Below are 24,369 nucleotides of genomic sequence, written 5' to 3' on the forward strand. Positions count from 1 at the left end.
CCACGTACGCTGACGCCCGTTACTGTGCGTGGCGCAGGGTGAACAGCACGCTGAACGCGGTTCGTTCGGGTTGCCTGGGGGTTCGGGGGTGCGGGTTGGACAGCTCCATGCCGGTGGCGGCCGGTGTTCCGCCCATCCATTTCGGCGTGCACGAGGTGCGGACTGGAAGCGCGGACGGGGCACGGGCCGACTTCGAGCAGATGCTTGCTCAGCTCGCCAGTGCGACCAATCCGAACGTCCGGATGATCGCGGTGAATCCGGGCGACTGGGGAATCGACGCTTTCGCGGGTGACCTTGGGGGCTCGATCACGGTGTGGCAGGCCAAGTACTTCATGCCGAAGACCACAACCAGCCAGTCACAGCAGATTCGCGAGTCTCTCGCGAACGGGCTGAAAGCCGCGGCGGCCAACGGTCACACCATCACGCTCTGGATCCTGTGCATCCCCTCCAGCATGGACGGTCCGACAACCAAATGGTGGGACAGCTGGAAGAAGCGGAAGGAAAAGGAGCACGGCCTCGTCATCGAGCTGTGGGACGAGACCACGCTCGTGAAGAAGCTGCAGAGCCCCGAAGCTGACCAGGTACGCCGCGCCTACTACGAAGTTTTCACGGCACGCGCCGCCCCCGCCCAGGAGCAGATGCGCCTCGTGCTGGACGTGGAGGAGAACAAGGCCGCGGCGCTTGACTCGGCCCTGTTCGTGCGCCAGATGACCGAGGCCGGCCACGTCGAACTGGACTCGGCCAAACGTCAGTTCTTCAACGCCGACCTGGTGGCGCGCGAAGTCGCACACAAGGGCGTGCTGGCCGAGGTTGCCGCACTGAGCTCTGCCGACGCCACCCTTCACGGAGTGTGGGAGATGCAGTTCAACGAGTGCTCGGCCGAGGGCACCCTCCCAGCTCTGCACGGCCGGGTATGGCGCGAGGTGCGCTCAGAGCACGACAAACTACCCAAGGTGCTGCGTCTGGAGGTGACGCACAGCTGGGGTCTGGTCCACCGGCTGGTCGACAACCGTCGGGCGGGGTGGGTCACGCACTGGCGGCAGATCGCGAGCGGTCACGCCGACGACTGAGATCTCCCGACCGCCCGTACCGCTCGACCACTGATGAGGAGCATGCCGTGCACGCAGACCGGCCGGTCGTGATGCCCGAGGACGAGGTGCCTTTCCGCCTCGCTCAACTGCTGCTGCTCTTGGACGCCGTTGCCGCGCAGGATGCGAACGGGGCGACCCTGGAACGCATCGGGTACTACGACTTCCTGTCCGCGAACCCCTTCCTCGTCGTTCCCTCTGAGGGCCGGGACGCAAGCCTCCTGCGGCTGGCCGGATTCGATCCGCAGGTCCTCGCCTACGCGTCCTCATCACAGCGATTCACGAGCCGACGAGAACGGATCCAGCACGACCTGACGCTCCTGGTGGCCTATGGGTGCTGCCGCATCCGTAATCGCAACGGCTTCCTCACCTACTCGATCACCGAGGCCGGTCAGCACCTCGGCGGGCAGTTCACCGCTACCTACGCCACCTCCTTCACCACCGCTGCCGGCATCGTCGTCCGCCAGCTCCGCAAACTCAGCGACAAAAGGCTGCGCGAGCAGACCGCACGGTGGCTGAGGCCGGACGGAACCGACGGACCCGCTACTGCCCTCATGAGCGTCCTGGGGCCAGGGCCCGTGCTGGAAACGTCCTGGGAGGGATGATCACCATGGAGCCGCTTCCCGGCATCCGCATCCGCCGCCTGCGCCTGGTCGGCATGGAACGGTCCTACGACGTCGACTTCACCGCCGAACAGCGGGTGCGGAACCTCTCCGTCATTGCCGGGGCGTTCAGCTCCGGCAAAACGGCGGTACTGGAGTTCATCGCCTACGGCCTCGGCGCGAAACGGCACCCCCGCCACCAGGAGGTGCTGCGCAGGGTCCGTTCATGCCTCCTGGAAGTCGAGCTCTCCGGCGAGCCGCACGTGATCGAGCGGTCGGTCGGAGAACCCTCGAAGGTCGCCTTCGTCCGCCGCGGAACGCTCGAAAACAGGCCCGCATCCAGGGCCGAGAGCAGGCCCATCGACCCGCCCGGAGCACCGGAGAGCCTGTCCTCCCTCCTGCTGAGGCACTGCAAGCTCGAAGGGGTCCAACTACGCGAAGCACCCACCAACAGCGAATCGCGCACAGACCCGCTCAGCTTCCGCGACCTGATGTGGCTCGCCTTCCTTCCCAACGAACGCGTCGCGGACAAGAACTTCCTGTTTGAGAACGACTACATGCGCAAGCACAAACTGCGGCAGGTCCTCGACGTCGCCTTCGGAGTCCACGACGACCGCGCCGTCGAACTCGGCCAGCGCATCCAGGAACTCGGCGGCCGGCTCAACCGCGCCAAGGCCGAACTCGCAGCAGCTCGCACCTTCGTGGTGGAGCAGGCTCCCACCGCGGTGGACGGCGAACCAACACCTGCCGTCCACGAACGGGAGCTGGCCGACATCACCAGCCAACTCGAGGAGTTGGACCGGCGAGCGCAGGCGGGAACGGAGTTCGCGGCCCAGCTGCGCAACCAGCACAAAACGGCGGCCCAGACCTCTCGCCGGGCGGCAGCGGTCCTGCGGGACTGCGAAACGCAGCTCCAACGCCTGATGCCTCTCCGGGCACAGTACGCGGATGATCTCCTCAAGCTCGGCATGCTCGGCGAAGCACAGCAGCTCTTCGACCCCCTGAGCGTCACCACCTGCCCCGCCTGCCTGAACCGGCTGTCGGCTCCCCCCACCGCCGACAGCGGACGCTGCAGTCTGTGCCGTCACGGACTGACCACAGAAGAGGGGGCGTTGGTCCTGGGCGCTGCCGACACCGGCAGCCAGGCCGGGGACAGCAGGGTGGATGTCGCGGCCGAGACCCGGTCCACCAAGGCCCGCCTCAAAGAGATCACCAGCTACATCGATGAGCTCGGTGGCTCGCTTGCCGCACTCAAGCTCCAGGCCGAAGACGCGGCCCTCCGAGAAGAGGAAGCCGCCGCCGCGCTGGACGCCGCGACGTCTCCCTCCGTCTCACCGTTCCTCGCCGCACGCGACGACCTTCACCGAAGGCGCGAACAGGTCCTGCGCCAACTCGAACAGGCCGAGAGCGCGGTCAAGCTCCGCGAAGGACTCACCAAAAGGGCCGACGTCGTGGAACGCCACGAAACTGAGATCGGTCGCCTCCGGGAGGAACTCGCACGGCTCGGCGACGCCTCCCACGACCGCGACCGTGTCATAGCCAAGATCAGCAGCCGATACGGCGAGCTCCTGCGAGCCTGGCGCTACCCCAAGGTCAGTACGCCCTTCATCAAGACCGACCTCACCCCCTTCGTACGCGGCGAGCCGTACCAGGAAGCCTCGTCCGGCGCCCGCACCCTGCTGACCCTGGCCTGGCAGCTCGCCGTCTTCGAGATAGCCCTCGAAGAAGGGGCCGCGCACCCCGGATTCCTCATGATCGACAGCCCTCAGAAGAACCTCGGCCACGGAGGCACCCTCGATGCCGTGATCGCGGACGCCGTCGCCATCGACGACTTCTACCACCACCTCTCCCTCTGGCTCGCAGACCGCGGCAGCCGAGCACAGCTCATCGTCGCCGACAACAGCCCGCCACCGGCGGTGGAGAACAGTGTGGTGGTGCGCTACAGCCGCACCGAAGACCGTCCGCCGTACGGGCTAATCGAGGACGAAACCAGTGCGGACGAAGAGGCGGAGGCCGACCTCTGACACGTGATCACGGCTAAGCGCCTCGCTGTTGGTGCGAGGCAGGGGAGAACGAAAGGGGCCAGCTGGCTTCGGTCTACGACCATCAGGCCGCCCGCAGGGGCCGGAACGGGCCCGGAAACGCTGAGCAGACCGACCAGCAGCGCGAGACGTCGACGTGGAGCCCGGGGAGTCGCAGCTCAAGATCGCCGACTATAGGAAGCGCAAGCTGAAGAGCTCCGCAGTCAGCTCCGTGGGCCTGGCGATCGTCGGCTCGGTTACCTGTCGCCGGAGGCAAGATGGATCGGGGCCCACAGCCATGGGCCCCGATCCATCAGACGGTGTAGACGAGCTGGCGGCCGTAGACGCGCCCGTTGACGAGGTACGCCGGCGCTACGAGGAAGGACATCGGCGCATCAGGGTCGCATGCCCCCCAGGCTTCCTGTCTGTCGAGGTCTAGATGCCTTCCTGCGAAGTGGTCGTAGTTCCATTCATGTGCGAGCCCGACTCTGGCGATGCGCTCCATCAGGGTGACGCAGTCGGTCCGCAGCCGGTTGATCGCACCCTCGATGCCAGAGTCCTCCGCTAGGCGTAGCGACTGCTGGATGGACCAGCTGGACGCTGGACTGTTGTTCAGGAGCTGTCGGATGAGCATGGACATCAGGTAGGCGGTGCGTTCCCGGTGGGGCCGGTCTCGGGCGATGTCGGTTTTGTCGCTGTACCGGCGGGCGAAGTTCTGGCACTGCTGCTCAATCAGTGTCCGGGTCTGCCGGGAGAGCTCCTGGTGTTCGCAGTGCTGTGTTCCTGCGAGATCGTCACGTTGATCGAGTTGGGAGGCAAGGAGGGTGCCGAGCTGCCGTTCGAGGCGGTTGATGTGTGCCCACATGCGCTTATGCTCAGTGGCCCCGCGCTGCACCTCGAACTCCAGCGCTCCGATCCGCTGAAGGGCGGTCTCCAGAGCTTCTTCGGTGCTTGGCGCGGGGGCCGGAGGGACGTACTCGGCGTCTGTTGGCCAGCTGGCAGACTGCCGCTTCGGTTGCCTGGGCTCAAGGAAGAACATGGTCTCGGATCAGTAGTTGGAGTGGAAGCGGACCTGTGTAGCGGCTTCGCCGCCTCCCTGCACGAGCTCGGAGCGCACCTTGACTTCGGTCTCGCCGAACTTCATGAAGGTACGTACTCCGCGCTCTTTTCGATCGAAACGCATGACCGGGCCGAGGTCGATGGTGACCTCTGCCAGCTGGTCGCAGCCGTCGTCGGTGACATATCGGGGCTCGGCGTCCCGGGTGGCGAAGACACCGAACGTGATCCTTTTCTGCTCGTCGAACAGGGGGAAGATCACGTGGCAGACCTCGGCGTCCGTCGGCACTGACTGTCCGGCTGTGGCGAAGACGTTGAAGCGGTCCGCGCACCTGTCCCCGTCCGGTGTGCTCAGGCGGGACGATTCGGGGTCGACGCCTTCTTCGAAGAGCATGGAGGTATCGATGCCGTAGGTAAACCGGCTGCGGCGGGCGCGGGTTTGAGGGTCGTAGCAGAAGTGGACGGCCCCAGCTAGGACGGCGATGTCGGGGTTCGGTGGCACGACGATGGTGGCCCGGGCGGTGAAGCGCTCCCTGATGGCCTGCTGGAGGTACGGCGAGTTACTGAAGCCGCCGGCGAGGACGATCACGTTTGGGACCTCGGGGTCGTCCTGAGTGGATTCCATCTCGCTCAGCTGCGCCTCGATGAGATCGAGGGTCCCCGGTACGACGGTATCGAAGAGCGCGTGCAGCTGGGCAGGGGTGAGGACGATGGCGTCGTCGACCTTGTTCTGGCGGCGGGCCAGCCGGCGTCGGCCCGCTGCTCCCACCTTCCGGTCGATCCCGGTGGGGATGAGGAGGTTGATGTTCTCCTCCTGGTCGAGCCTCACTGCGACCTTGGCGCGTTCCCACTGGTCGATCATGTGCAGTAGGGCGTCTGGGCACTCCTCGCGGATGTCTTCCATGACGTCCTTGCCGAAGCCTTCGTGGATGTATTCGCTCTCGACTCGGCGGTTGAGGAAGTCGGAGCCGAGGCGGTCACCCAGGGAGCGCCCGATCTCGATCATTTTGCCGTCTTGGTCGTTCTGGTAGGCGGTGATGTCGACCGTGCCGCCTCCGCAGTCAACGACCATGAAGCGGGCGCCAGGGGCCATCAGCGGGGGGCCACCGTCGCCTTGGCGTGCTCCGGATACGCGGGCGTAGTGGGCTGCCGCTTCGGGTTCCAGCGAGAGAAGAACCCGGCCGTCTTCGCCGGGCAGTCCGGCGTTCTTAATCACATCGCGGTAGATGGCCTTCTGGTAGTCGGTGAAGCACGCGGGCACGGTCAGCACCCAGCGGATGTCGTCCTCGTCGTAGCCGCTGGCCATGATCTGATGGAGCATGGTCTGAACAACCTGGCGCAACAGCATGGTGAGCAGGTTCGTGGTCAAGAGGTCGCGGGAGCTCACGCCGCAGGCGTTGTCGGTCCGTCCGGGCTCGGAGGCATCGTCATCCGTGTTCGCGCTCCTGTCCGGACTCGTGGCTTCCTGCAGAGCGCCGAGGTCCATCTTGAAGCCGTGGTAGTACCTGGCGCCTGCGGTGCGCAGGGCCATGCCCTGGGTGAGCCACATGCGCCGAGCCTCGAAACCCCACGCGATCATCTCGCCTCTGGCGTCCAAGAGGAGCGCCGAGAGGTTTTTCACGGTGGGTCCCGGCTGCGATTCCCAGCTGTTGAAGAAGTGGATCTTTCGCGATTCGGGTGACTCGTTGTCTGGTGAGGCCGTGGTCCATCCTCCGCCGATCGCGTAGGTACCGATGTCTACTGCGGCGAAGACGCGAGCGTCGAACACGGGGCGTTCCTTACTCGAATGGCACCGCAGGATGAGTTCCCCCGGCGAGTCCGCCAGTGGGGCGGAGTAGCCAAGGTGTCCCAGGGGGCGGCTGCGCTCTTCAACCTCAAGCCCTGACAGGAGCGCGGAGTTCACCCATACAGATCAACATCGTTGTGCACTTTTGAGCATTCTGTTCACTTCTGCACAGCGTGGTGGCCTATGTTTCGCCGCCGACGGTTCTACGCTGCCTCGCATGGAACTTGATAGGCGCAACATGTGCGCGCCAGGTCCCCCGACCTGGATCGCACCGCCGGCGAAGCCAACGGGCGAAGCATTGATCCGTGCGAAGCTCGCGGAGTACCGGAGCATGTGCGAGGAACGGGATCGCCTCATTCTGGAAGCGAAGAAGGAGGGCCTCAGCGAGGTGGCCATCGCCGAGCTCTCAGGACACTCCCGTAACACGGTTCGGAGTGTCTTGAAGAACCACGGGATCGGCTAGCGGCTCGTAACGCGAGCTTGGTGAAGCATGCTGGTTGGTCGTGACTGGTGTGAGGGTTCGGCCGTTCGAGAGGTGTGGCTACTCGGCGGTGGATCGTCGATGACGGGTTGTGGACGCTGATCGAGCCGCTGCTGTCGCCGTTGCCTGAGCGGTCGCCTGGGTCAGGGCGGGTGTTGGGCCTGCTGTCTCCAGCCATCCAGTTCGTTTTCCACAACGGCAGGGCGTGGCAACTCCTGCCGGTGGAGTTGAGGTTCAGCCCGGAGGCCCGCGTACTAGCGGCGGCTGAACCGGTGGCAGTGTGGGTGCTGTTCTTGCTGATCAGCACCCACCCGGCCGGTTCCGCGGCAGTTCGCTCACGCACCGCTCACGTGCCACCCTCGTGGCCAGACGTGTCGTCGCCCGTTTCGGCGGTATGCCCCACACTGCATGCGGTGGCGCGCCGCAGCGCCGTTCGACCTGCTAACGCAGCGGTCATCCCCGAGTGGGGAACTTTTCGCCAAGGATGATGCGCCACAGGCGCAACGCTTCCTTGTGGTCCCCGTCAATCTCTGCCCTGTTCGCTGCTACGGCGCGTTCCCATGCTCGCTCCATCGCTGTTTGAGCGGCAAATCGCGTCGTCCATGACATGCCGTTCGATAGATCGCCGCCGTATCCGGCAGGGTCGTGTACCGACAAGTTCCCCTTGCTGTGCCGGAAGAAATATTCCAGCGCGTCGCGTGAGTCGGTGCCGAGTGACCATTCAAAGGTGCGAGCAACCAAGGATTCGAGGTGGAAGGAACTGAAGTGGTTGCTGTGCGTTTTGTTCCATTGCTTCACGAAACGTATGATCTTCTTTATGTCTCCGTCTACTCGATTGTTGATTTCATTGAGGTGATTCTCGTGCTTCACTGGATCGGTGGTGAGCCACTTCCCGGACCCGTCCGGAATGCCGTAACTGCCGCTGTCATATTTCACGACAGCTGCCACGTCCACCTCTAGGCCGTCGACGTAGAAGAGTCGAACTGCCTGACCTCGTGCGCCAATTTTCCTTACAGTGGAAGCGCCATTCAGGCTGCGCCGTACGCGATAGAGGAAGTCGGTGGAATTATCCCGGTAGCTCCGATTCCATAGGTCGGAGTCGACATACAGGTGCGTCAGCAAGTCGATGTCGCTGACGGGGCGACTCGCCGTGTGACGCCCCAAGGAACCGATGATCTTCGTCGACTCGTAGGTGATGGTGCTGGTGGAGGGGAAGGCGCTTTGTAGTGCCTTCACAACGGCATCGCGCCGTTCGTAGACCTTGTTCCAGGTCAACTGACCAGGCTTGATGTTTTCATCAAACTGGTTGAATGCAGATGCCACCGTGAGCGCCATACTCATGCCCTCTCATCGGTTTCGTAGGTCTGCCGGCCCTTGTCGATGTTGCGAGCGGCCAGTTTGAAGGCCCAGCGTCCTGGGGGATCGGAGGTCTTGTTGAGCTCGTCACGCGTGTTGGTCAGACCGCGCAGGACACCCCGCGAGTCCTCGCGGGCAAGGTCGGCCAGGTCAATTGTGAGGAACTGGCGGGCTGCTGTCTGGAGTTCCAGGTAGGAGTTCGCCGACGCCTGGGCCTGCGTCATCCTCCGTGAGGCGTTGACGGTCGTTAGGGTGGCGCTGAAGGCTGCAGCCGCCAGCGCGAGGAAACCTGGCCACATGCCAACGTCGCCGGCGAGCGCAGTACCGCCGGACACGGCGGCCAGGCAGGCAGCTGGAACACCGAGCATCAAGTTGATGAGGCGCCACAACTTAGCCTGCTCGAACTGGCCTTGCGCGCTCCAGAGGGCGCTCTCATGGATGCGGTCGGCCTCCTGGGCGATGGAGCGATGCGACTCGGGGAGGCCGTCAGGGATCAGAGACACGCACACCTCACCTGCCGCAGCCGGGTATCTAGGGCGGATCATGACAAGTGGGGGGAGCGGCAGTGTAGTTGGGGTCGCCCTTCTGCCGCCACCCGCCCGCATGGAAATTGAGGTGGGCCACGAGGGGTTTCCTCGTGGCGGGGGTGATCAGTGCGGCTGGGGTTGGGAGGTTTGCCTCGATGGCGATGGCGCCGAAATCGGTCTTGGAGCCTGTGCGGAAATCCGCTCACATATCGCTCGTGAGGAAGGAGATCAGCAGCATTCCTACGGCCGCGGACGGGCCAGTGGCCGAAGTTCGTCACCCCAGCTAGCCAGGTCTTGCTATTCAATCCGTCGAGTCAGGACTGGGTCTTCCCCAGTCGACGATACGTAGTCCACTTCGTTCGATAAGTGCCTGCGAAATATCCAGGCATTGGATGGGTGAGCGACTATGGCGGGCGAGCCAGCGTCTTCTACGGCGGCGTTCGTGGTCGGGTAGGTCGTTCCAATCGTCAACATGAATCCCTGCTTGACCGGGGCCCTGGTTTTCGTGCACCCACTGCTGCAGGAGAAGGAACTCGCGGGGCTTTTTGCTCAGTGTCACCAGGGCCCAGGCAGTGTGGTAGGGCAGACTGCGACCGTGCTGGGCCATCAGGCGGTGGGTCTGCCATTGGCGGAGCGGGGCTAGTAGCCAGCGTCTGACCGGGGGGCTCATGCGGATCCGCTCTCTGTCTGGAGTGATATGGCGGCGAGCCAATGGGTCGCTGTCTTGTGTAGTTCGTCTGTGCCGATCGTCTGGAGCGTTTGCGTCAGAGCGCGCAGGAAGATTTCGCGTTGCTGAGGGGTGCGAATGTCATTCAGCAGTTGATCGATGAAGCGAACGACTTCATCGCGCAAGACATTGGGTGATGTCTCGCGCGGTGGCTGGATAGTGCCTGCCTTGTCGTTGAGAAGATCGAGCTCGGCGAGTCGGTCGGGATACTGGTCGATCCACCACACGCTGCGCTGATCAGGGTCGGCCAGAACACGCTGGAGGAAGGCGATACGTCGGCGAGTCTCCTCGCGGTCGAGGTCGCCTAGCTGTTCCTTGCGCACATGTTCCTGGGCCAAGGCTCGGTCGTGGTCAGAGACGGTGAGCTGAGCCATACCCTGCGTGGTGAGGGGAGCCACGGGCTCTAACGGCTGGCTGAGGGTGGAATTGACGGCGTCCTGCGCGGCAGTGGCGTCAAGAACGCTGTACCCGGCAAGCGTGTGACGAGCGTGTTCTCGTAAGTGGTGGCGTGCCAGCCCAGCGAGATCGTTGTGGGGAGGCGTCGTGTCGTCCGGGACCTGCCAGATGCCGTCAATAGTGACGGTGAAGAAGACACTGGGCACATGGCTGGGCAGCCGTTCCTGCTGGATGCGGATGGGATGTGCCCCAGTGCCGCAGCCTGGAGCCGTCGTGGTGCTCGTGGCGTGCGGAGGCTCCAGGCGTCTCGACCGACGGGCGAAAAGGCTCATGCGGTCGTTGGGTCCTGCCCTCCAGCCGCTCCATCAGGAAATTCCTCTTCGGTATCAATCGTCTGCGGCTTTTCGGCTCGGTCGGTCGCGATGTGGGACTCCGGCGGCGGAGGAAGCAGGCGCGCGACCAAGTTGATCCTGCGCTTTCGACCGGCTTCCGTGGTGACGTTCTGTCCAACCAGGAGGTCGGCCACGGTGGCGTCGGAGAGTCGGCCACGGAGTACTGCTGCGCAGATGTCGATGACGTGGTCGTCGGGCACGTTGGGTGAGTCGAGCCACGCGGTGAGGGAGGTGGTGGCCTGGGCGGCTGTGGGCTGGTGCCGCCAGGCTGCGCGCCATCCACGGACGAACGGCTGTTTCCCCAGAATGTCGCTTGGGGCGTCGCTCAATTTCTGGGCCAATTGCAGCCCGATGGGGTCCTCGCCTGTTACGTCGGTCAAGGCGAGGAACGCGGTCGCGCCGGCCTGTTGCATGGCCTGGCTATCGGATTCTGCCCAGTCGACGATTTCGCTCAGCACCAAGTCGCTGAGGTCAGACTCCTCGGCCAGCGACCGGATGGCCTGGGCTACAGCAGCGGCACCGCGCTGGTCGGAGCGGGAGGCGAGGAGCCTGAGGCGGGTAAGTGCGACCCGCGGGTAGTTTAGTCCGAGGGCTCCGGCGCACACACCGGCGATTGTTTCCACGAGCGCCTCGCTCGCCGTCTTCTTCCCCGCCCAGTCGTACAGGAGCTTGCGGACGCTGACGCCGATCACGGGATCGATGGCCATGGCTTCCAGGACCCCAATGGCGAGGCGCTGGTGTTGAGCACTGTTTGCCTCGGTCCACTGCATGACGATCTGCATGACGGTATGTCCGTCGGGACCAGCAGCCAGCTGAGTTACGGCCTGGGCGATGCGTGGCAGGTGGCCCACGGCGACGCCTTTGGGGGCGCTGATCTGCGAGGCCCAGTCCAGCAGAGTCTCTCGCAGAGGCGGTCGCTCCTCCCAAACGTGGAGCAGGACGGCTTTGTCCAGTCCGCGACGGGAAGCGTCGAGGGAGATGGTGTCGTCGACTCGCTTCGCTTCGATGAGCTTCAAGCGCTCTTCCAGGTCCGGCCCAGCCAGTGCGCCGCCGGGCGGCAGATGGCCCTTAACCAGAGTGAATAGGCGGTCGGCAGCTCGCATGACGATGTCGGCAGGGCATCCGTCAAGCAGTGCAGCGGAAATCAGCAGCGCGCGCTCACGCAGGTGCTCCGGTGCGTCGTGGTTCCTAAACCAGGTGCTCAGGTGTTTGGCCCAGTCCCGGTAGGCGTCTTCGACCTGATCCCTGTCGACTTCGGCGCAGTTGGCGATGATCTCGGCCAGCCAGACCGCGTCCCCAGGTGATGCCGCGTCGTTGAGGAGCCCAGCTGGGCCACTGCCGTCTGCGAGCCAGTCCAGGCGCTGGGTTTCGCGATGGCGCAAGTGGCATCTGGCGACCTCGAGGGCTGGCGGGGCCACGTGGTCAACACGGGGAACCGTTGTGAGCGTGCCAGGGTTCCAAGCGTCGGGCCTTGCGAGGATGACCAGATACGCATCGACCGACCGGGCCTTCTTCTCGTAGTCGGCGATTCCTTGGTAAAAGTCGGCCGGTAGGCTCCGATAGTTGGACAGGTCCAGGATGAACCCGTGGTGGGGCGTATGAGGGATCTGTTCCGTGTTCGGTCGGTCCCAGTCCAGGACCAAGCTGCAGAGGTTCTTTCCCTGCACGCCTGCGTTCATCAGCACACGCAGGGCTGTTGTCCTGCGCCCCGTCCCCGCCTGACCCAGCAGCGCAATGACGTTCCGCTGGCCCTCGGCTCTGGACAGCGCTTTCGCAGCACGGTCGACCTGACGCTCCTGCCCCGCGGACGCGGCCTCGTGTACGTAGGTCTGTTGGACGAGGTCGATCTCCTCCTCTTCGAAGTGAGAAGCGCGTAGGTACTGCCACGCACGCTGATAGGTGTGGTGATGTTCTTCGTAGTCACCAGCCACTTGGGTGAGTACTGCGTTGTCAGACGCCTCAGCTTCCATCAGAACATGCTCTTGCGCCTTTGGGCCGGTTCCAGTCATGAACGACGCTCCGGGCGGATGATGGTTTGGTTGCCACCGACCTGAGTGATCCGTGCTCGCCCGCTCGCTTTGGCGTTTTGGCGGATGACGTTTGCCCGCTGAGCTTCCTGTGGGTTCTGCTCCTGCCACCTCCTTACCCACTCCAGCAACTCACGCGCCGTATCGTCATCTGTATCGGCGAGGTCCTGCAGCCGCACGCCCCAATGACTGGCCAGCTCTCCCGCGAGTGCTTCCTGCTCGCCAGCCCGTGTGGCGAGGAGCAACTCCCGGTCACCGTCCAAGCGCGTCAACAGTGCTGAGCCACCATCGGTGCGCCCACGACCGAGCCATTGAGCAACGCGGTCCCTGACGCTGCGCCACCCGTCCGTCGTCATGGCTGTGACCAGCGCCAATGCGCTGGTCGTCCCTACCATCGCCAGTTCCCCGGACATATCCAAGGCAGTCCCCCTCCTGTGATGACGCTGACGAGGGGAAGCATTTCTCTTTGCCTGCCCGGCGCGCAGTTACACAGTGAAAGCTGACGCATTCGGAGTGTTGTGTGACCAAAACATGCCACCTCACCTCGAGTGTGGTTTTTCGTATGTTGCGGTGGGCAACGAGCGTTGGAGGCTGAGGACCACTGTCCGCAGAGGACCTGGGATGTTAAGACGACTGTTGAGACGATGTCAGTGGGGTGGAACCCGCTTTCGGACCACTGCGATACTCGCGGCCTTGCCATCGGTGGGGCTCAGCAGGGGACTTGACGTCAACAGCGCGGGCCCCGGCGATGAGCAGTTGGACGACATGGTGGCGTGTGGCATTCGGCGGGCGGCTCACGCACTCCGATGGGTGAGGATGGCGCTGCTTCGCTCGCTTGCAGTGCGGCATAAGCGGTCCTATGCGGACTTGTGACTGCCACCTCTCCAGTTCGCCCGGAGCACGGAAGAGATTGGGAACGGACTGGCGCGCTGCCCGTAGGCTCACATCAACCCGATCCCTTTGGCTCCGACGCACAGGACCCGGTGTACTCGGTCGCTCCCCGCCACTTGGCTGGCGACGACGGCGTTCTTGCAGAGCGGGTCGGCGACACCGCGGATGACCTTGGCCGGCGCATGTGGCCTGTTCTACGAGAGCTCGACCCAGCTGTATGGCGCCGAGTGGCCCCTCTCGGCCAATCTGCTCGGCCGAGGCCGCTCTGAGGGGGAGGTCAGGAGAGCCCGCCCTGATCATGGGGCCGACTGATGAGGGCGGCGAGTAGTCGTTCGTAGGCTGCCGTTACAGGAATGCGGTGGTGCGGAACGCATTGCGAATCACGGCCAGGGATTCACGGTCGCGGGTGTAGTAGAGCTTGTTGGTGAGGAGGATGGCCCAGCGGCCCTTCGACGGCGAGATCCACATGCCGGTACCGGTGAAGCCGTAGTGCACCCAGATGTCGTCCGTTGCCGGAACTGTGCCCGGGGCTGGGTGCCAGAACAAACCGCGCTCTGGCGTGAGCTCACCCGTGTGGACCTGCAGGGACCTCTCCACCCAGCTGGTCCCGAATCCCGGCTGCTCCGCAGCGGCTGCGGGATCCAGCATGTGGCGCAGGAAGGCGGCGAGGTCAGCAAGGACGGAGAAGGCGCCAGCGATCCCGCAGACGCCACCGAGGAGGCGCGCGGAGAAGTCATGGGCAGTGCCCCGGAGGTGAAGCCTCGTGGCGTCATTCACCTCGGTGGGTGCGCAGCGGCCCGCAGCCCCGGCGGGAAGGGGACCGAAGGTCGTCTCTGCCATGCCAAGGGGATGCCAGACGCGCTTCTCGACTAGCTGGTCGAGACGCTGCCCCGCGAGGTACTCGGCGAGGTAGCCCAGCACGAGGGCGGCGCGGTCGGTGTATTCGACGGCCTCGCCGGGCGGGCGGTGCAGGGCCTCGTGGAGGACTCCGTCGCGGATGTCCTGGGCGTCGCTTCCGTAGAGGTTCTTGAGGTTGGCCCGGAGGGGGAGGCCGGCGGTGTGCGTCAGAAGGTGGTGGGCGGTGGCCTGACCGAGTGGGTGGCCGTGGACCTCAGGCCAGAAGTTGTCGAGCGGCTGGTTCAGTTGGAGCTTGCCGTCCTCGACGAGGGTGCCAATCGATGCCCAGACGGCGAGGACCTTGGTGAGGCTGGCGACATCGAAGATCGTGTCGAGTCGCATCGGCTGGTCGGGCTGCCTCGGATCGAGTAGCCCGACGGCGCCGTTCGCCTTTGTACCGGTGGCGTCGCCGATGGCCCATACGGCGCCGGGGTAGACCTCGTCGCGGACGCCGTCATGCAGAAGTTTGTCGATGCTGTCGATGTCGAGCGTCATGGTCTCCCGATCGTGTGCCGTGGGTGCCCTGTTGGTCAGGGTAGTGAGGCAGCCGGGTTGTGCCCGGCTGCGCCACAACGTGGGTCAGCTGAGCTGTTTGCCGAGGTCGGTCAGGGCGGCCGCCGTGGCGCTGAGGGGGAATCGTCTGGCGTTGGCCTGGCCTGCTTCCCGGAGGGCGGGCATGAGGCCCGGTGTGGTACGGAGCCGGTTGAGGTCCCGTGTGAGGGTGGCCGGATTAGTGAAGTCGGTGGCCAGGCCGGTGGCGGCGAGAGCCTCGTTCAGGCCGGGCACAGGCTGGTAGAGGACGGGCAGGCCGCAGGCTTGGGCTTCGAGTGCGACCAGCCCCATGGCCTCCAGAGTGGTGGAGGGCATGACGAGCACGTCGTGGTCGCCGAAGGCTCTCCACAGCTGTGGGCGACGGAGCCAGCCGAGGTATTGCACGCGTACCCCCAGGCGGCGCAGTAGCGGAGTGAGGGCGTGGAGCTGGGCTGGTGGGGCGGCGATGCTTAGTTCTACGCCCTGGGTGACCGGGATGGCATGGAGGAGAGCCTCGATGCCCTTCTCGGCGCTGAGGCGGCCGGCGTAAAGCAGGCGCAGGCGGTTGGTCTGTCGGTGGGCCGGTCGCGGTGGTGGGGTGGTGAGGAGCCGGTCCGGGATGCCCCAGGGGATCTTCGCGATCTTTCGCGGGTTGGTCCTTGGGGTGAGCTGGAGCAGGCGGTCGGCCATGGCGCCGGTGGGGACGACGATCGCGTCGGCGGCGCGGGCGGATTGCTGGAGGACACCCAGTTGATCGCGGTGGGTTTCGGCGAAGAGCAGGTCGGTTCCGTGGACGAGGGCGATGCGGGGAGGTGTGGGCAGGGCCTGGATGAGGGCGGGTGTCGCGCCGAAGGCCAGGTGATGCAGGTGGAGGACGCTGATCCGTGTCGGGTCGATGGCTGTTCTCAGCGTGTGGCGTAGATCGGCGGTGTACCGGCGGAAGGCTGGGCCTTCCAGACATTTGCCCGTCACAGGTAGGAGGTTCAGCCCGTGGGGCGTACGCGGGCGCTGCCCGGCGGGGGCGAGCATGAATGCCCGAGCCGGGATGAGGGGCGGGGATCCGGTGTAGAGGTCGAGAAAGAGTTCGACGCTTCCGCCGGGGCTGGGGAAGGGGAGGTCGAGGACCGTGGCAACCTCAGCGCTCATGGCTGGCCTCCGGAGATCTCCTCGAACAGGCGGGAGGTCTCGATGCCCTGGCTGGCTGTGTACTTGAGGCCGTGCTGCTGGTAGCTGGCCGTGGCACCGAGGGGCTGCAGGAAGACGAGCTTGCCGAAGGTCATGCCGGGATAGATGCGAACGGGCTGGCTGGCGCGGATCTCCAGGGTCCAGCGGATGGCGTGGCCCTGGTGGCCGAGTGGGGCGGACACATGGACCCAGATGCCGAGGGCGCCGGTAGCGCGGTCGCCGTTGAGGAGCTGTGCGTAGGTCTCTGAGCCGGTCTTCTCGTGGGTGACGCCGAGGTAGAGCACACCGGGTTCCAGGACGAACCCCGTGCGGGGGATGGCGATCTCGGTGGACGAGGTTGGGGCGGCGGCGTCGAGGTCTCCATCGCAGATGCGCAGGTGGGTGCCGAGGCGCCAGTCGTAGGCATTGGGGGAGAGCCTGTCGGGGTCGTACGGGTCGATGGTGATCTCGCCCGCGGCGTGGGCTGCGGCGATGGCGGCGCCAGTGAGGATCACGGCGCCACCGCTTCCAGTGGGGCGACGTCCCGCCAGTAGGCGGAGGGCTTGGGCCCGCTGGCTGCCTGGTACTTGCCGGAGTACGGGGTGATGGGCCCGACGGCGACGAAGAACATGATCTGCCCGATCTTCATGCCCGCGTAGACGCGTAAGGGGCGGATGGGGGAGAGCATCAGGGTCCATTGGCCGTGGAAGCCGATGTCGCCGATGGGGGCGGTGATCTCGACGAACAGGCCGAGCCGGCCGACGGAGGAGCGGCCGAACAGGAGGGGGACGAAGGTGTCGGAGCCGACCTGCTCGACGGTGTGGCCCAGGTAGAGCTGGCCGGGTTTGAGGACGTAGCCGTCGGCGCCGATCTTGATGCGGTGGGTCGGGTTGGGCTGGTGGGCGTCGAGGACAGGGGTTTTGTAGGTGAGCAGGGTCGGGCCCAGGCGGACGTTGTAGCTGTTGGGGTTGACCTGCGCATTGTCGAAGGGGGCGATGCGCAGGCGGCCGTCGGTCGCGGCTGCGGTGATCTCGGGGCCGGTGAGGATCATCGATGAGGTCCTTCGGTCAGGATCCGCTGGAGGGCCTGGCGGAGACGGAGGCCGGCTTGGTGGGTGCGGCCGTCCAGATGGCTCTCGGCTAGGTAGTCGGTGGTCAGCGCTGTCGGTAGCTCCGGCGGCAACGGGGTCGGTTCAGCGACCAAGGGGCCGGTGCTCTTGGTGAGGTGGGCCAGCAGAGCGTGAGGGCTGGTACGCAGCGTCTCGGGGACGCGGGCGTGGACGAGTTGGTTGTTGAAGGGCTCGATGGTGAGGAGGTCGCCGAAGGTGAGGACGTCATCGAGCTGGGTGGAGCGCAGGGCCGTCTCGTTGAGGATGACGGCTTCGGCGCCGAGAGCCGTGTGGAGTCGGGTGGCGAGGTCGCCGAGGAGGAGTCGGCGATCGAGGACCTGGCCTCGGTACGGCTTGGCGACTGCGCCGATGGGCAGTGCCAGGCGATCTCTGAGGTCCTCGATCCAGTCATGGATGGAGGCGAGTTGGGACGGTAGTGCTGCGGTGCTGGTGCTGAGGAAGCAGGTGTTGTGCGCTGTCCATCGCGTGGGGGCCGGTTCGGCGAGGGCGTAGCCGACGCCGAGTTCGCGGCCCTTGAGGACGAGGGTCTCGCCTACTTGGGTGGGACCGTACTGGTCGCTGTGGCAGTGCCCGGCGAAGATCACATCGAGGAAGGGGCAGGCGGCGGCCAGTTCGAGGTCCTCGTCGAAGCCGCTGTGGCTCAGCACGACCCAGGCATCGACCTCGTGGTGGTGCGCCAGCATCACTTCGCGCAGAGCCTGGGCTGGCTCTGTGACGCGATGACCTGCTCGTTGGTCGATGGGGATGGAGTGGAATGCCTGTGAGCCGATGACCGCGGTGATGGCGACGCGCTGTTCGCCGATGCGGGTGGTGCGCAGGCGGCGGAAAAGGGTTTGGCCGGTGGCGGCATCGACAACGTTCGCGCACACGGTGATGTCCCGGAGCGGGGATTCGAAGTGGTGGATCCAGCCGTGGTTCCCGGGCGCGATCACGTCGTAGAGGCCAAGGAGGATCGCTGTCTCAATACGGCCATGGCCGAGGCGGTAGTAGCCGCTGCCTTCGAAGAAGTCGCCACAATCGACGATCAGCGTGTCCGGCCGGATGGCGTGCAGATGGGTCAGCATCGGCAGGACGTCGTCGAACGAGCTGTGGACGTCGGTGGTGGCTGCGATCCGTCGCAGGGTGCGTGGACCGGTCATGGGGAGACCTCGCAGATGTCGGCGCCGAGTGCGAGCAGCTTGGTGGGAAGGTCGGCGTGGCCTCGGCGGAGCTGTTCGAGGCCGCCGAGGGTCGTGACACCGCGGGCGGTGAGGCCGGCGATGAGCAGGGCCGACCCGGTGCGGATGTCGGTGGCCTCCACTCCCGTGCCGATCAGCTGCTGTGGCCCGGTCAGGCGGCACTGGGTGGGGGAGGTCTGGTGGATGTCGGCACCGAGGCGAGCGAGCTGGGGGATCAGATTGCTGTGACGCCCGGGGTTGATCGCGTCGGCGAACAGATGGGTGCCGTGCATTCCCAGCGCCACTGCCATCAGAGCGGGTTCGAAGTCGGCATCGAGCCCGCGGGGAGAGAGCGAGGCGATGGCTCGCAGGGGCTGGTGGGTGGGCCGAGCGCCCTCGGCACGGACGTTGAGGGCGTCGTGCTGGGCGTCGACGGGAATGCCGAGCCAGCGCAATGCGGCCACCATCGGCGCCACGTCCTTGCTGCGTACGCCCTTGACGCGGCCGTTTCCGCGGGTGGCAGCGATGGCGCAGGCCAAGGTGCCTGCTTCCACCTTGTCTCCGGGGACTTCCCAGGCCACCGGCTCCTGTGATGCGGAGGCGGGCTGAGTCAGGGAGAGAACGCGCTCGTCGGCCCGTGTCTCCCAACCGGCCACCTGGAGCGCTTGCAGGACGCTGATGACTTCGGGCGAGAGGTTGGGCTGGCCCAGCCGCAGCGGTCGCCCGGCGACGGCGGCGCGCAGTATTGCCGCGATGCTCGCGCCGCGGGAGCGGAACGGCAGCATCACCGACACCGAGCCGGTGCGGCTCTCACCAGCTTCGACGCTGTAGCCATGGTCGTTGACGAGCGTGCGGTCGCCGAACGCCTCGTACACCTTGAAGTGCTGCTCCATCCCGCGGTCACCGATCCGGCAGCCGCCCGGCCACGGCAACACGGCCCGCCCGTGAACGGCGAGGAGAGCCGGAACCAGGTAGTACGAAGCCCGGATACGAGCGGCGGTTTCGTGGAAGTCCGGCGCGATGTGCACACCGTCGCTCGGCAGTACAAGGGCCGTGTCAGGCTTGCCGACCGGGTGGGTGATGCCGTGGCCAGCGTGCTGGAGCAGCATGAGCATGGCCTGGACATCGTCGTTGGCCGGGACATTGGACAGCTGGACGGGCCGGCACAGTACGGCTGCCGCAGCGAGGAGCGGCAGGGCGGCGTTCTTGGAGCCGTCGACAGTCACGGTCCCGGAAAGCGGCGGGCCGGGACGGATGGCGATCACCTCGGAGGTAATGGCTGGTGTCCGAGCGGTTGTCACGGTCGTCTCCTCGGAAGTGGAACGGGTGGTGCGACTTCGGGACTTGAGACTGCTTGGAGGCGGACCTCCGCCCAGCACCGCTTGCCGGAAGCGGTCGGTTCGGTGCCGTACCGGTCGGCCAGGGCCGCGACGATGGACAGGCCCCGACCGTGCTCGTCGTCCTGGCTGGGCGACCGAGTCCGGGGCAGATCGCGACTGCTGTCGCTGACCTCGACCCGAATGGCGTTGCCATCACAGCGGGCAGTCACGGTGACTGCGCCGGGACCTGCGTGCTGCACGGCGTTCGAGAGCAGTTCGCCGGCCATCAGCTCAGCGACGTGCAGTGGTTCGCTGCTGGCAGGCAGGCCCCAGTCGCGTATCGCGGCGACGAGCCGACGTCGCGCGGACGCCGCAGCAGCGGGTGTCCCGAAGACAGACAAGCGGATGTCGTGCACTTCCATGAGTGGCCTCCTGGATGGGTGCGGCTGCTCCACGCAACCGCTCCAGGAGCAAGCGGAGCCAGTCCGTGTGCTGGGGCTGCATCACTTATGCACGAGCTGCATCACAGCCAAGTACCTTTCCATTACGCTCGGTTGAGCAGGCAGGATCGGCGACGGCGGGAGGAGCCGTGGCACAGATGGCCGAAGCGCAGAGCGAAGCGAGACGGATCGGTGAAGCGATCCGTCAGGCACGCGTGTTACAGCGGCGCTCGCAGAAGAACGTCGCTGCCGCACTGGGGTATCACCAGTCCAAAGTGAGCCGCCTGGAAGCCGGCAGAGGTGCCCAGGACGTCCACATGCTGCGCGAGGTCGCGCGGGTGTTGGGCATCCCGCCGCACCACCTCGGCCTCGGCGCTGCTCCGGATGCCACTTCCTCCAACCTAGAGACAGAAGACATGCACCGCCGTACCTTTCTCGCTGCGGGCGTCGCCGCGCTTGCGGCCCCGACTAGTCCCGCCGGCGCACACCAGGATCTGATCCAGTCCCTTCTCCCCGGCCCGAGCCCTGCGGCCACAGACCCCGTACCGGGTCTGCCGGAGATGCGAGTTCACGTCGCCGCCGCACGCCGCCTCTTCTGCACCTGCCACTACACGCAACTGGAGCGCACGCTGCCCGGACTGATCGGGCAGCTCCGGCAAGCCATCGGCGAATCCCCCGGCTCGACCGACCTGTCCGCACTACTGGCCACGGCCTACCAGACCTCGGCAAGCCTGCTGCTCAAACAGAGTGATCACGGCAACGCCTGGCTCGCGGTCGGCAGGGCCATGGCCGAGGCCGAGCGCTCCGGCGATCCGGTGGTACTTGCGTCCAGTGTCCGAGTACATGCCCACGTACTCGCCCGTGACGGCCACACCGCCCAGGCCATCACCCTCGTCCGGCACACTGCCGACCAGCTCACAGGTGCGTACGACCAACGCTCCCCGAAATACCTCGCCGCGCTCGGCCTGCTGCTCCTGCGCGGCGTCACCGCCGCCAGCACCGGCGACGACCGCTCCGCCACCCAGGATTTCCTCACCGAGGCGAAGGAAGTCGCCCGCTATGTCGCGCTGGACCGTCCCGATGCCTGGGCCAATTTCAGCCCGACCAATGTTGCCCTGCACGGGGTCAGTGCAGCCGTCGCCTTCGGCGACGCGGGAATCGCCTTGCAGACCGCCCGACCCCTCATGCGTCGCCACATCCCTGTGCCCGAGCGCCGTGCTGCCCTGTGGGTCGAATCCGCCCGTGCCTACAGTCAGCAGGGCCGCCTCGCCGACGGCTACCAGGCACTGCGCATCGCCGAGAGCTGCGCGGCCCAGGACATCCGCCGCCCGGCTATCCGGGAACTAGTTGCCGACATGGCCGCCCGCGACCGCCGTCGTACCCTGCCGGAACTGCATCACTTCAGCCGTCGACTGGGAGTCCCCGCGTGAGCGATCAGCCTGACCAGCAGACCAAGAAGCCTTTCCTGTACGTCGTCGTGTGCGCGTCCGGAATCGCCGACGACGTCGGCAAGCTGATCACGGCTGCGCAGGAGGCGAACTGGGATGTCGGTGTCGTCGCCACCCCACAGGGCCTCGGCTTCATAGACACGACGGCGATCGAAGCGCAGACCGGCTATCCCATCCGCTCGGCCTGGCGCTCACCCGGTGACCCCCGGCCTCTGCCGCCCGCCGACGCCATAGCGGTTGCCCCGGCCACGTTCAACACGATCAACAAGTGGGCGGCCGGGATCTCCGACACCCTGGCCCTGGGCATCCTGTGCGAGGCGTACGGCTTCGGTATTCCGACCGCCGTCTTGCCGTATCTGAACTCGGCCCAGGCCGCCCATCCCGCGTACCGGCAGAGTTTGGACCGGCTGCGCGAGATGGGCGTCCTGATCGGTGGGTACGAGCCTCACCGGCCCAAGGCCGGCGGCGGGGCCGACCACTTCCGGTGGGACGAAGCGCTGGAACTGCTCGCCCCGAAGGTGTCGGGGCGGTCGTGATCACCGGAGTCGTGGCCGCGGCGCCTCCTGGTGGACGACTGCCGCCGCGGCAGGAGCAGCAGGGGGACTGCTGTGTGGACGCTGCGGCCGGGGTACGGACGCCGTCGGGGCGATGTACCCGAGGTGGTGGAGTCGCCAGACCAGGACGTCACTGATCGACTCGGCGCTGCCCAGTTCACGTTGCTGAGCGGCCTTAGTCAGCAGGGCGACGGTGTCGTGGCCGGCACGCTCGGCTTGGTCGAGTACAGCAGTCAGCGCGTCCCGGCCAGGCTCGGCTTCGAGGCGGTCGGCGAGGTGGGGGAGCGTGGCACGGATCGTGGCGGCGTGACGCCCCCGGGCCGGGCCGGACAGTCGCTGTCCGTAGGTGCGCATGGCGGCCAGCGGTCCGGCGGCAGTTGCCTGGTACGCGGCGCGCAGGCGGTCTGCGGCCTGTTGAGCGGCCTCGGCCTGTTGGGCATGGCCGCGGGCGGCGTGCCAGCGGGCAGCGCCGATGACGGCCAGGATCATGACGTCGAGGACCAAAGCGGTGGCGGCACCGTCCTGACCGCTGCCGAGCGCGGTCCCAGAGTGGACGATCTGGTTGGCCGCACGACGCAGGGCGTACATCTCCTCGTTCTTGGCGCGGATGTGGGAGCGAGCGGCGCGTTCGAAGTACCGAGCGGCTTCTCGCAGTTCTGTCTGTGTGGGGCCGAGCGAGGTTTGGGCGAGGGCGTCGAGGACCTCGCCGACTCCGATCAGCTGGGCCGCTGTCGCGCTGTCGTCGTCGGACGACATCGACGCCAGTGCGGAGCCAGTGGCCTCGGCGGCGAAGTGGCGGGCGCGGACGGGCGCGGAGGCTGCGCTGCGCTCCAAGACTGCGGGAGGCTCGGGCATGTCCGTCGTGGCCGTCAATCGCTTTCGGATCCTGGGCAGGGACAGGTCCGGGGCGAGTTTGGAGCCGGAGAACCAGACGGGTTCGTTGTCTTTGTTGCGGTCGCCGACCATGGCGACCGAGTAGCCGAGCACGTCGCCGGAGGGCGCGATCCGCTTCTTGACGCGTACGCCTTCGGCGGCGAGTCGGTCGAAGAACTCGCTCTCGTCCATGGCCCCGGCCAGCGCCCGATGGACGCGTTCACGAAGGAGGTCACGTGAGGTGGCGTCCTGACCGCGACGTTCGGCCTTGTGGCGCTCGGCACTGGTGGGGCGCTTGGCGGCGGTGCCGTCGCCCGGAGCGATGCGGCGGAGGCCGTAGTCAGCCTCGATGCGGCGAGCCTCGGTCTGGGCGCGGCGGGCTTCGTTGTGGAGGCGTGGGCGGCGGCCGTCGTCGCGGACGAGGGTGGCGATGATGTGGATGTGGTCGTCGGCGTGACGGACGGCCGCCCACCGGCAGGCTTGCTCGTCGCCGTCGGGGGCGATGCCGGTGGCGGCGACCGTGCGGCGGGCGATGGCGGCCCAGTCTTCGTCGGACAGCACCGGGTCCTCGGGGCTGACCCGCACGGAGATGTGCCACACGTGCTTGTCGGGGCGACGGTTCTTGGTCAGGGCGTTGACGGGCTGGTCGAGCAGGCGCTGCAGCTGCTCATAGGTGGCGCTGAGGTCGCGGCCGGGATCCGGGGTGAGCGGGTCGAAGGCGGCGACCAGGTGCGGGTCGATGTGCTCCTCGTGGGTGCCGGGGCCGTAGAGGTAGCGGATCAAGCCGATCGTCTCGCTGCCGCGCTTGTGGATGCTGGGGATCACGCCGACTCGCCGCCGTCGCGGTGGGCGAGCAGGGCGTCGGCGGCTTCCTCCATGCGGCGGGCCGCGTCGTGGACCGCCCTGGCGGTGGCGTCGAGGTGGGATGCTTCGGCGCCGGAGTTGAGGGCCTTGGCGACCTGGTTGAAGAGGCCGTGGATGCGGCCCAGGTGCCGGCGGGCGGCGAAGATTTCGTCGATGACTTCCCGTTCGGTGGCGATCTCGGCGGCGGTGCGGGTCAGGTCGCGGGCAGCCTTGTCGACGGCGTAGGCGAGGAAGGCGGCGTTGGTCATCTTGCAGTGGGCGGCTGCGGCGGTGAAGCGCGCGTACTCGGGCTCGTTCATGCGGCAGCTGGGCTGGTGCAGACGCTTGAGCGGCTTCGGCTGACGGGCGCGCTGACGCTTCGGCGAGAGGGTCTCGGCCTGCCGTCCCTCTCCAGGCTGCGGTCCGCCCTCGGCCGCAGCTTGCCGGTCCGGTGCCCCCTGGCGCCGGTCCGCTCCCGCCACCCCCGGGGCGGGAGACCCGGGAGCATTGCTCCCGGTACAACTTGCTCCGCCTGGGGCCGGGGTGGCGGCTTCCGCGTTGGGATCGGTGGGGGTTTCGTGGCGCGAATGGTGCATGGGGCCTCTCTGGGGGAGTGGGACGGGTGGGGAGTTCGGCTGTGAGCGCGTAGTGGTTGTGCGCAGGA

22 protein-coding genes are annotated in these 24,369 nt (G+C 66.4%); 6 read left to right on the plus strand and 16 right to left on the minus strand.

Annotated features, from left to right (window positions below):
• The first annotated feature begins 38 nt into the window (after window positions 1-38).
• From NUT86_RS30800 to NUT86_RS30810, 3 genes are read left to right on the plus strand one after another with little or no spacing between them, the layout of a single operon-like run.
• The gene (locus NUT86_RS30800; protein WP_274738508.1) at window positions 39-1,070 is read left to right on the plus strand and encodes a serine/threonine protein kinase; all 1,032 of its coding nucleotides are present in this window, start codon (window positions 39-41) and stop codon (window positions 1,068-1,070) included.
• Window positions 1,071-1,117: 47 nt separating this feature from the next.
• Window positions 1,118-1,693, plus strand: a complete 576-nt coding sequence (locus tag NUT86_RS30805; protein ID WP_274738510.1) for an ABC-three component system middle component 2 — start codon at window positions 1,118-1,120, stop codon at window positions 1,691-1,693.
• 5 nt (window positions 1,694-1,698) lie between these two features.
• On the plus strand, window positions 1,699-3,714 hold the full coding sequence (locus tag NUT86_RS30810) for a DNA recombination protein RecN (protein ID WP_274738512.1): 2,016 nt from the start codon (window positions 1,699-1,701) through the stop codon (window positions 3,712-3,714).
• Window positions 3,715-4,024: 310 nt separating this feature from the next.
• On the opposite strand, the gene NUT86_RS30815 is transcribed toward NUT86_RS30810, so the two are convergent.
• Complete coding sequence (locus tag NUT86_RS30815; RefSeq protein WP_274738513.1) at window positions 4,025-4,576, minus strand: hypothetical protein; 552 nt, start codon at window positions 4,574-4,576, stop codon at window positions 4,025-4,027.
• A gap of 183 nt (window positions 4,577-4,759) precedes the next feature.
• A complete protein-coding gene (locus tag NUT86_RS30820) occupies window positions 4,760-6,535 on the minus strand; it encodes an Hsp70 family protein (RefSeq protein WP_274738515.1) in 1,776 nt (591 codons plus the stop codon).
• Window positions 6,536-6,770: 235 nt separating this feature from the next.
• Here NUT86_RS30820 and NUT86_RS30825 point away from each other — a divergent pair, with 235 nt between their 5' ends.
• Entirely contained in the window at window positions 6,771-7,016 is a 246-nt protein-coding gene (locus NUT86_RS30825) for a hypothetical protein (protein ID WP_274738516.1), read from the plus strand.
• 471 nt (window positions 7,017-7,487) lie between these two features.
• Here NUT86_RS30825 and NUT86_RS30830 read toward each other — a convergent pair whose 3' ends face one another.
• From NUT86_RS30830 to NUT86_RS30885, 12 genes are all read right to left on the minus strand, one after another.
• Complete coding sequence (locus NUT86_RS30830; RefSeq protein ID WP_274738518.1) at window positions 7,488-8,375, minus strand: SMODS domain-containing nucleotidyltransferase; 888 nt, start codon at window positions 8,373-8,375, stop codon at window positions 7,488-7,490.
• Window positions 8,372-8,893: an SLATT domain-containing protein gene (locus NUT86_RS30835; protein WP_274738520.1), complete on the minus strand. Its 522-nt coding sequence runs from the start codon at window positions 8,891-8,893 to the stop codon at window positions 8,372-8,374. Before NUT86_RS30835 ends, NUT86_RS30830 begins: the two co-directional genes overlap by 4 nt.
• Before the next feature lie 690 nt (window positions 8,894-9,583).
• The gene (locus tag NUT86_RS30840; RefSeq protein ID WP_274738522.1) at window positions 9,584-10,372 is read right to left on the minus strand and encodes a hypothetical protein; all 789 of its coding nucleotides are present in this window, start codon (window positions 10,370-10,372) and stop codon (window positions 9,584-9,586) included.
• The gene (locus NUT86_RS30845; RefSeq protein WP_274738524.1) at window positions 10,369-12,402 is read right to left on the minus strand and encodes a hypothetical protein; all 2,034 of its coding nucleotides are present in this window, start codon (window positions 12,400-12,402) and stop codon (window positions 10,369-10,371) included. Before NUT86_RS30845 ends, NUT86_RS30840 begins: the two co-directional genes overlap by 4 nt.
• A gap of 35 nt (window positions 12,403-12,437) precedes the next feature.
• Window positions 12,438-12,878: a hypothetical protein gene (locus NUT86_RS30850; RefSeq protein ID WP_274738526.1), complete on the minus strand. Its 441-nt coding sequence runs from the start codon at window positions 12,876-12,878 to the stop codon at window positions 12,438-12,440.
• A gap of 817 nt (window positions 12,879-13,695) precedes the next feature.
• Window positions 13,696-14,742 carry a serine hydrolase domain-containing protein gene (locus NUT86_RS30855; RefSeq protein ID WP_274738528.1) on the minus strand — a complete coding sequence of 349 codons (1,047 nt, stop codon included), beginning with the start codon at window positions 14,740-14,742 and terminating at the stop codon, window positions 13,696-13,698.
• Window positions 14,743-14,826: 84 nt separating this feature from the next.
• Window positions 14,827-15,924 (minus strand): glycosyltransferase family 4 protein, encoded by a 1,098-nt coding sequence (locus NUT86_RS30860; RefSeq protein ID WP_274738530.1) that lies wholly within the window; start codon window positions 15,922-15,924, stop codon window positions 14,827-14,829.
• Window positions 15,921-16,457 carry a dCTP deaminase gene (locus tag NUT86_RS30865; RefSeq protein ID WP_274738532.1) on the minus strand — a complete coding sequence of 179 codons (537 nt, stop codon included), beginning with the start codon at window positions 16,455-16,457 and terminating at the stop codon, window positions 15,921-15,923. The genes NUT86_RS30860 and NUT86_RS30865 overlap by 4 nt, the downstream gene beginning before the upstream one ends.
• The gene (gene dcd, locus NUT86_RS30870; RefSeq protein WP_274738534.1) at window positions 16,454-16,993 is read right to left on the minus strand and encodes a dCTP deaminase; all 540 of its coding nucleotides are present in this window, start codon (window positions 16,991-16,993) and stop codon (window positions 16,454-16,456) included. Before dcd ends, NUT86_RS30865 begins: the two co-directional genes overlap by 4 nt.
• Window positions 16,990-18,210, minus strand: coding sequence for a metallophosphoesterase (locus NUT86_RS30875; RefSeq protein WP_274738535.1), 1,221 nt, complete (start codon window positions 18,208-18,210; stop codon window positions 16,990-16,992). Before NUT86_RS30875 ends, dcd begins: the two co-directional genes overlap by 4 nt.
• Window positions 18,207-19,529: a UDP-N-acetylglucosamine 1-carboxyvinyltransferase gene (locus NUT86_RS30880; protein WP_274738537.1), complete on the minus strand. Its 1,323-nt coding sequence runs from the start codon at window positions 19,527-19,529 to the stop codon at window positions 18,207-18,209. Before NUT86_RS30880 ends, NUT86_RS30875 begins: the two co-directional genes overlap by 4 nt.
• On the minus strand, window positions 19,526-19,969 hold the full coding sequence (locus NUT86_RS30885) for an ATP-binding protein (RefSeq protein WP_109893437.1): 444 nt from the start codon (window positions 19,967-19,969) through the stop codon (window positions 19,526-19,528). Before NUT86_RS30885 ends, NUT86_RS30880 begins: the two co-directional genes overlap by 4 nt.
• 176 nt (window positions 19,970-20,145) lie before the next feature.
• On the opposite strand from NUT86_RS30885, the gene NUT86_RS30890 reads away from it, so the two are divergent.
• Window positions 20,146-21,417, plus strand: a complete 1,272-nt coding sequence (locus NUT86_RS30890) for a helix-turn-helix domain-containing protein (RefSeq protein WP_274738540.1) — start codon at window positions 20,146-20,148, stop codon at window positions 21,415-21,417.
• Complete coding sequence (locus NUT86_RS30895) at window positions 21,414-21,971, plus strand: flavoprotein (RefSeq protein ID WP_274738542.1); 558 nt, start codon at window positions 21,414-21,416, stop codon at window positions 21,969-21,971. The genes NUT86_RS30890 and NUT86_RS30895 overlap by 4 nt, the downstream gene beginning before the upstream one ends.
• Here NUT86_RS30895 and NUT86_RS30900 read toward each other — a convergent pair whose 3' ends face one another.
• Together NUT86_RS30900 and NUT86_RS30905 are read right to left on the minus strand one after the other, a co-directional pair.
• Window positions 21,972-23,687, minus strand: coding sequence for a relaxase/mobilization nuclease domain-containing protein (locus NUT86_RS30900; protein WP_274738544.1), 1,716 nt, complete (start codon window positions 23,685-23,687; stop codon window positions 21,972-21,974).
• Entirely contained in the window at window positions 23,684-24,025 is a 342-nt protein-coding gene (locus NUT86_RS30905; RefSeq protein ID WP_274738546.1) for a plasmid mobilization relaxosome protein MobC, read from the minus strand. The genes NUT86_RS30900 and NUT86_RS30905 overlap by 4 nt, the downstream gene beginning before the upstream one ends.
• Between the last annotated feature and the right edge of the window lie 344 nt (window positions 24,026-24,369).

Source organism: Streptomyces sp. G7(2002) (assembly GCF_028870195.1).
Classification (GTDB): Bacteria; Actinomycetota; Actinomycetes; order Streptomycetales; family Streptomycetaceae; genus Streptomyces; species Streptomyces nigrescens.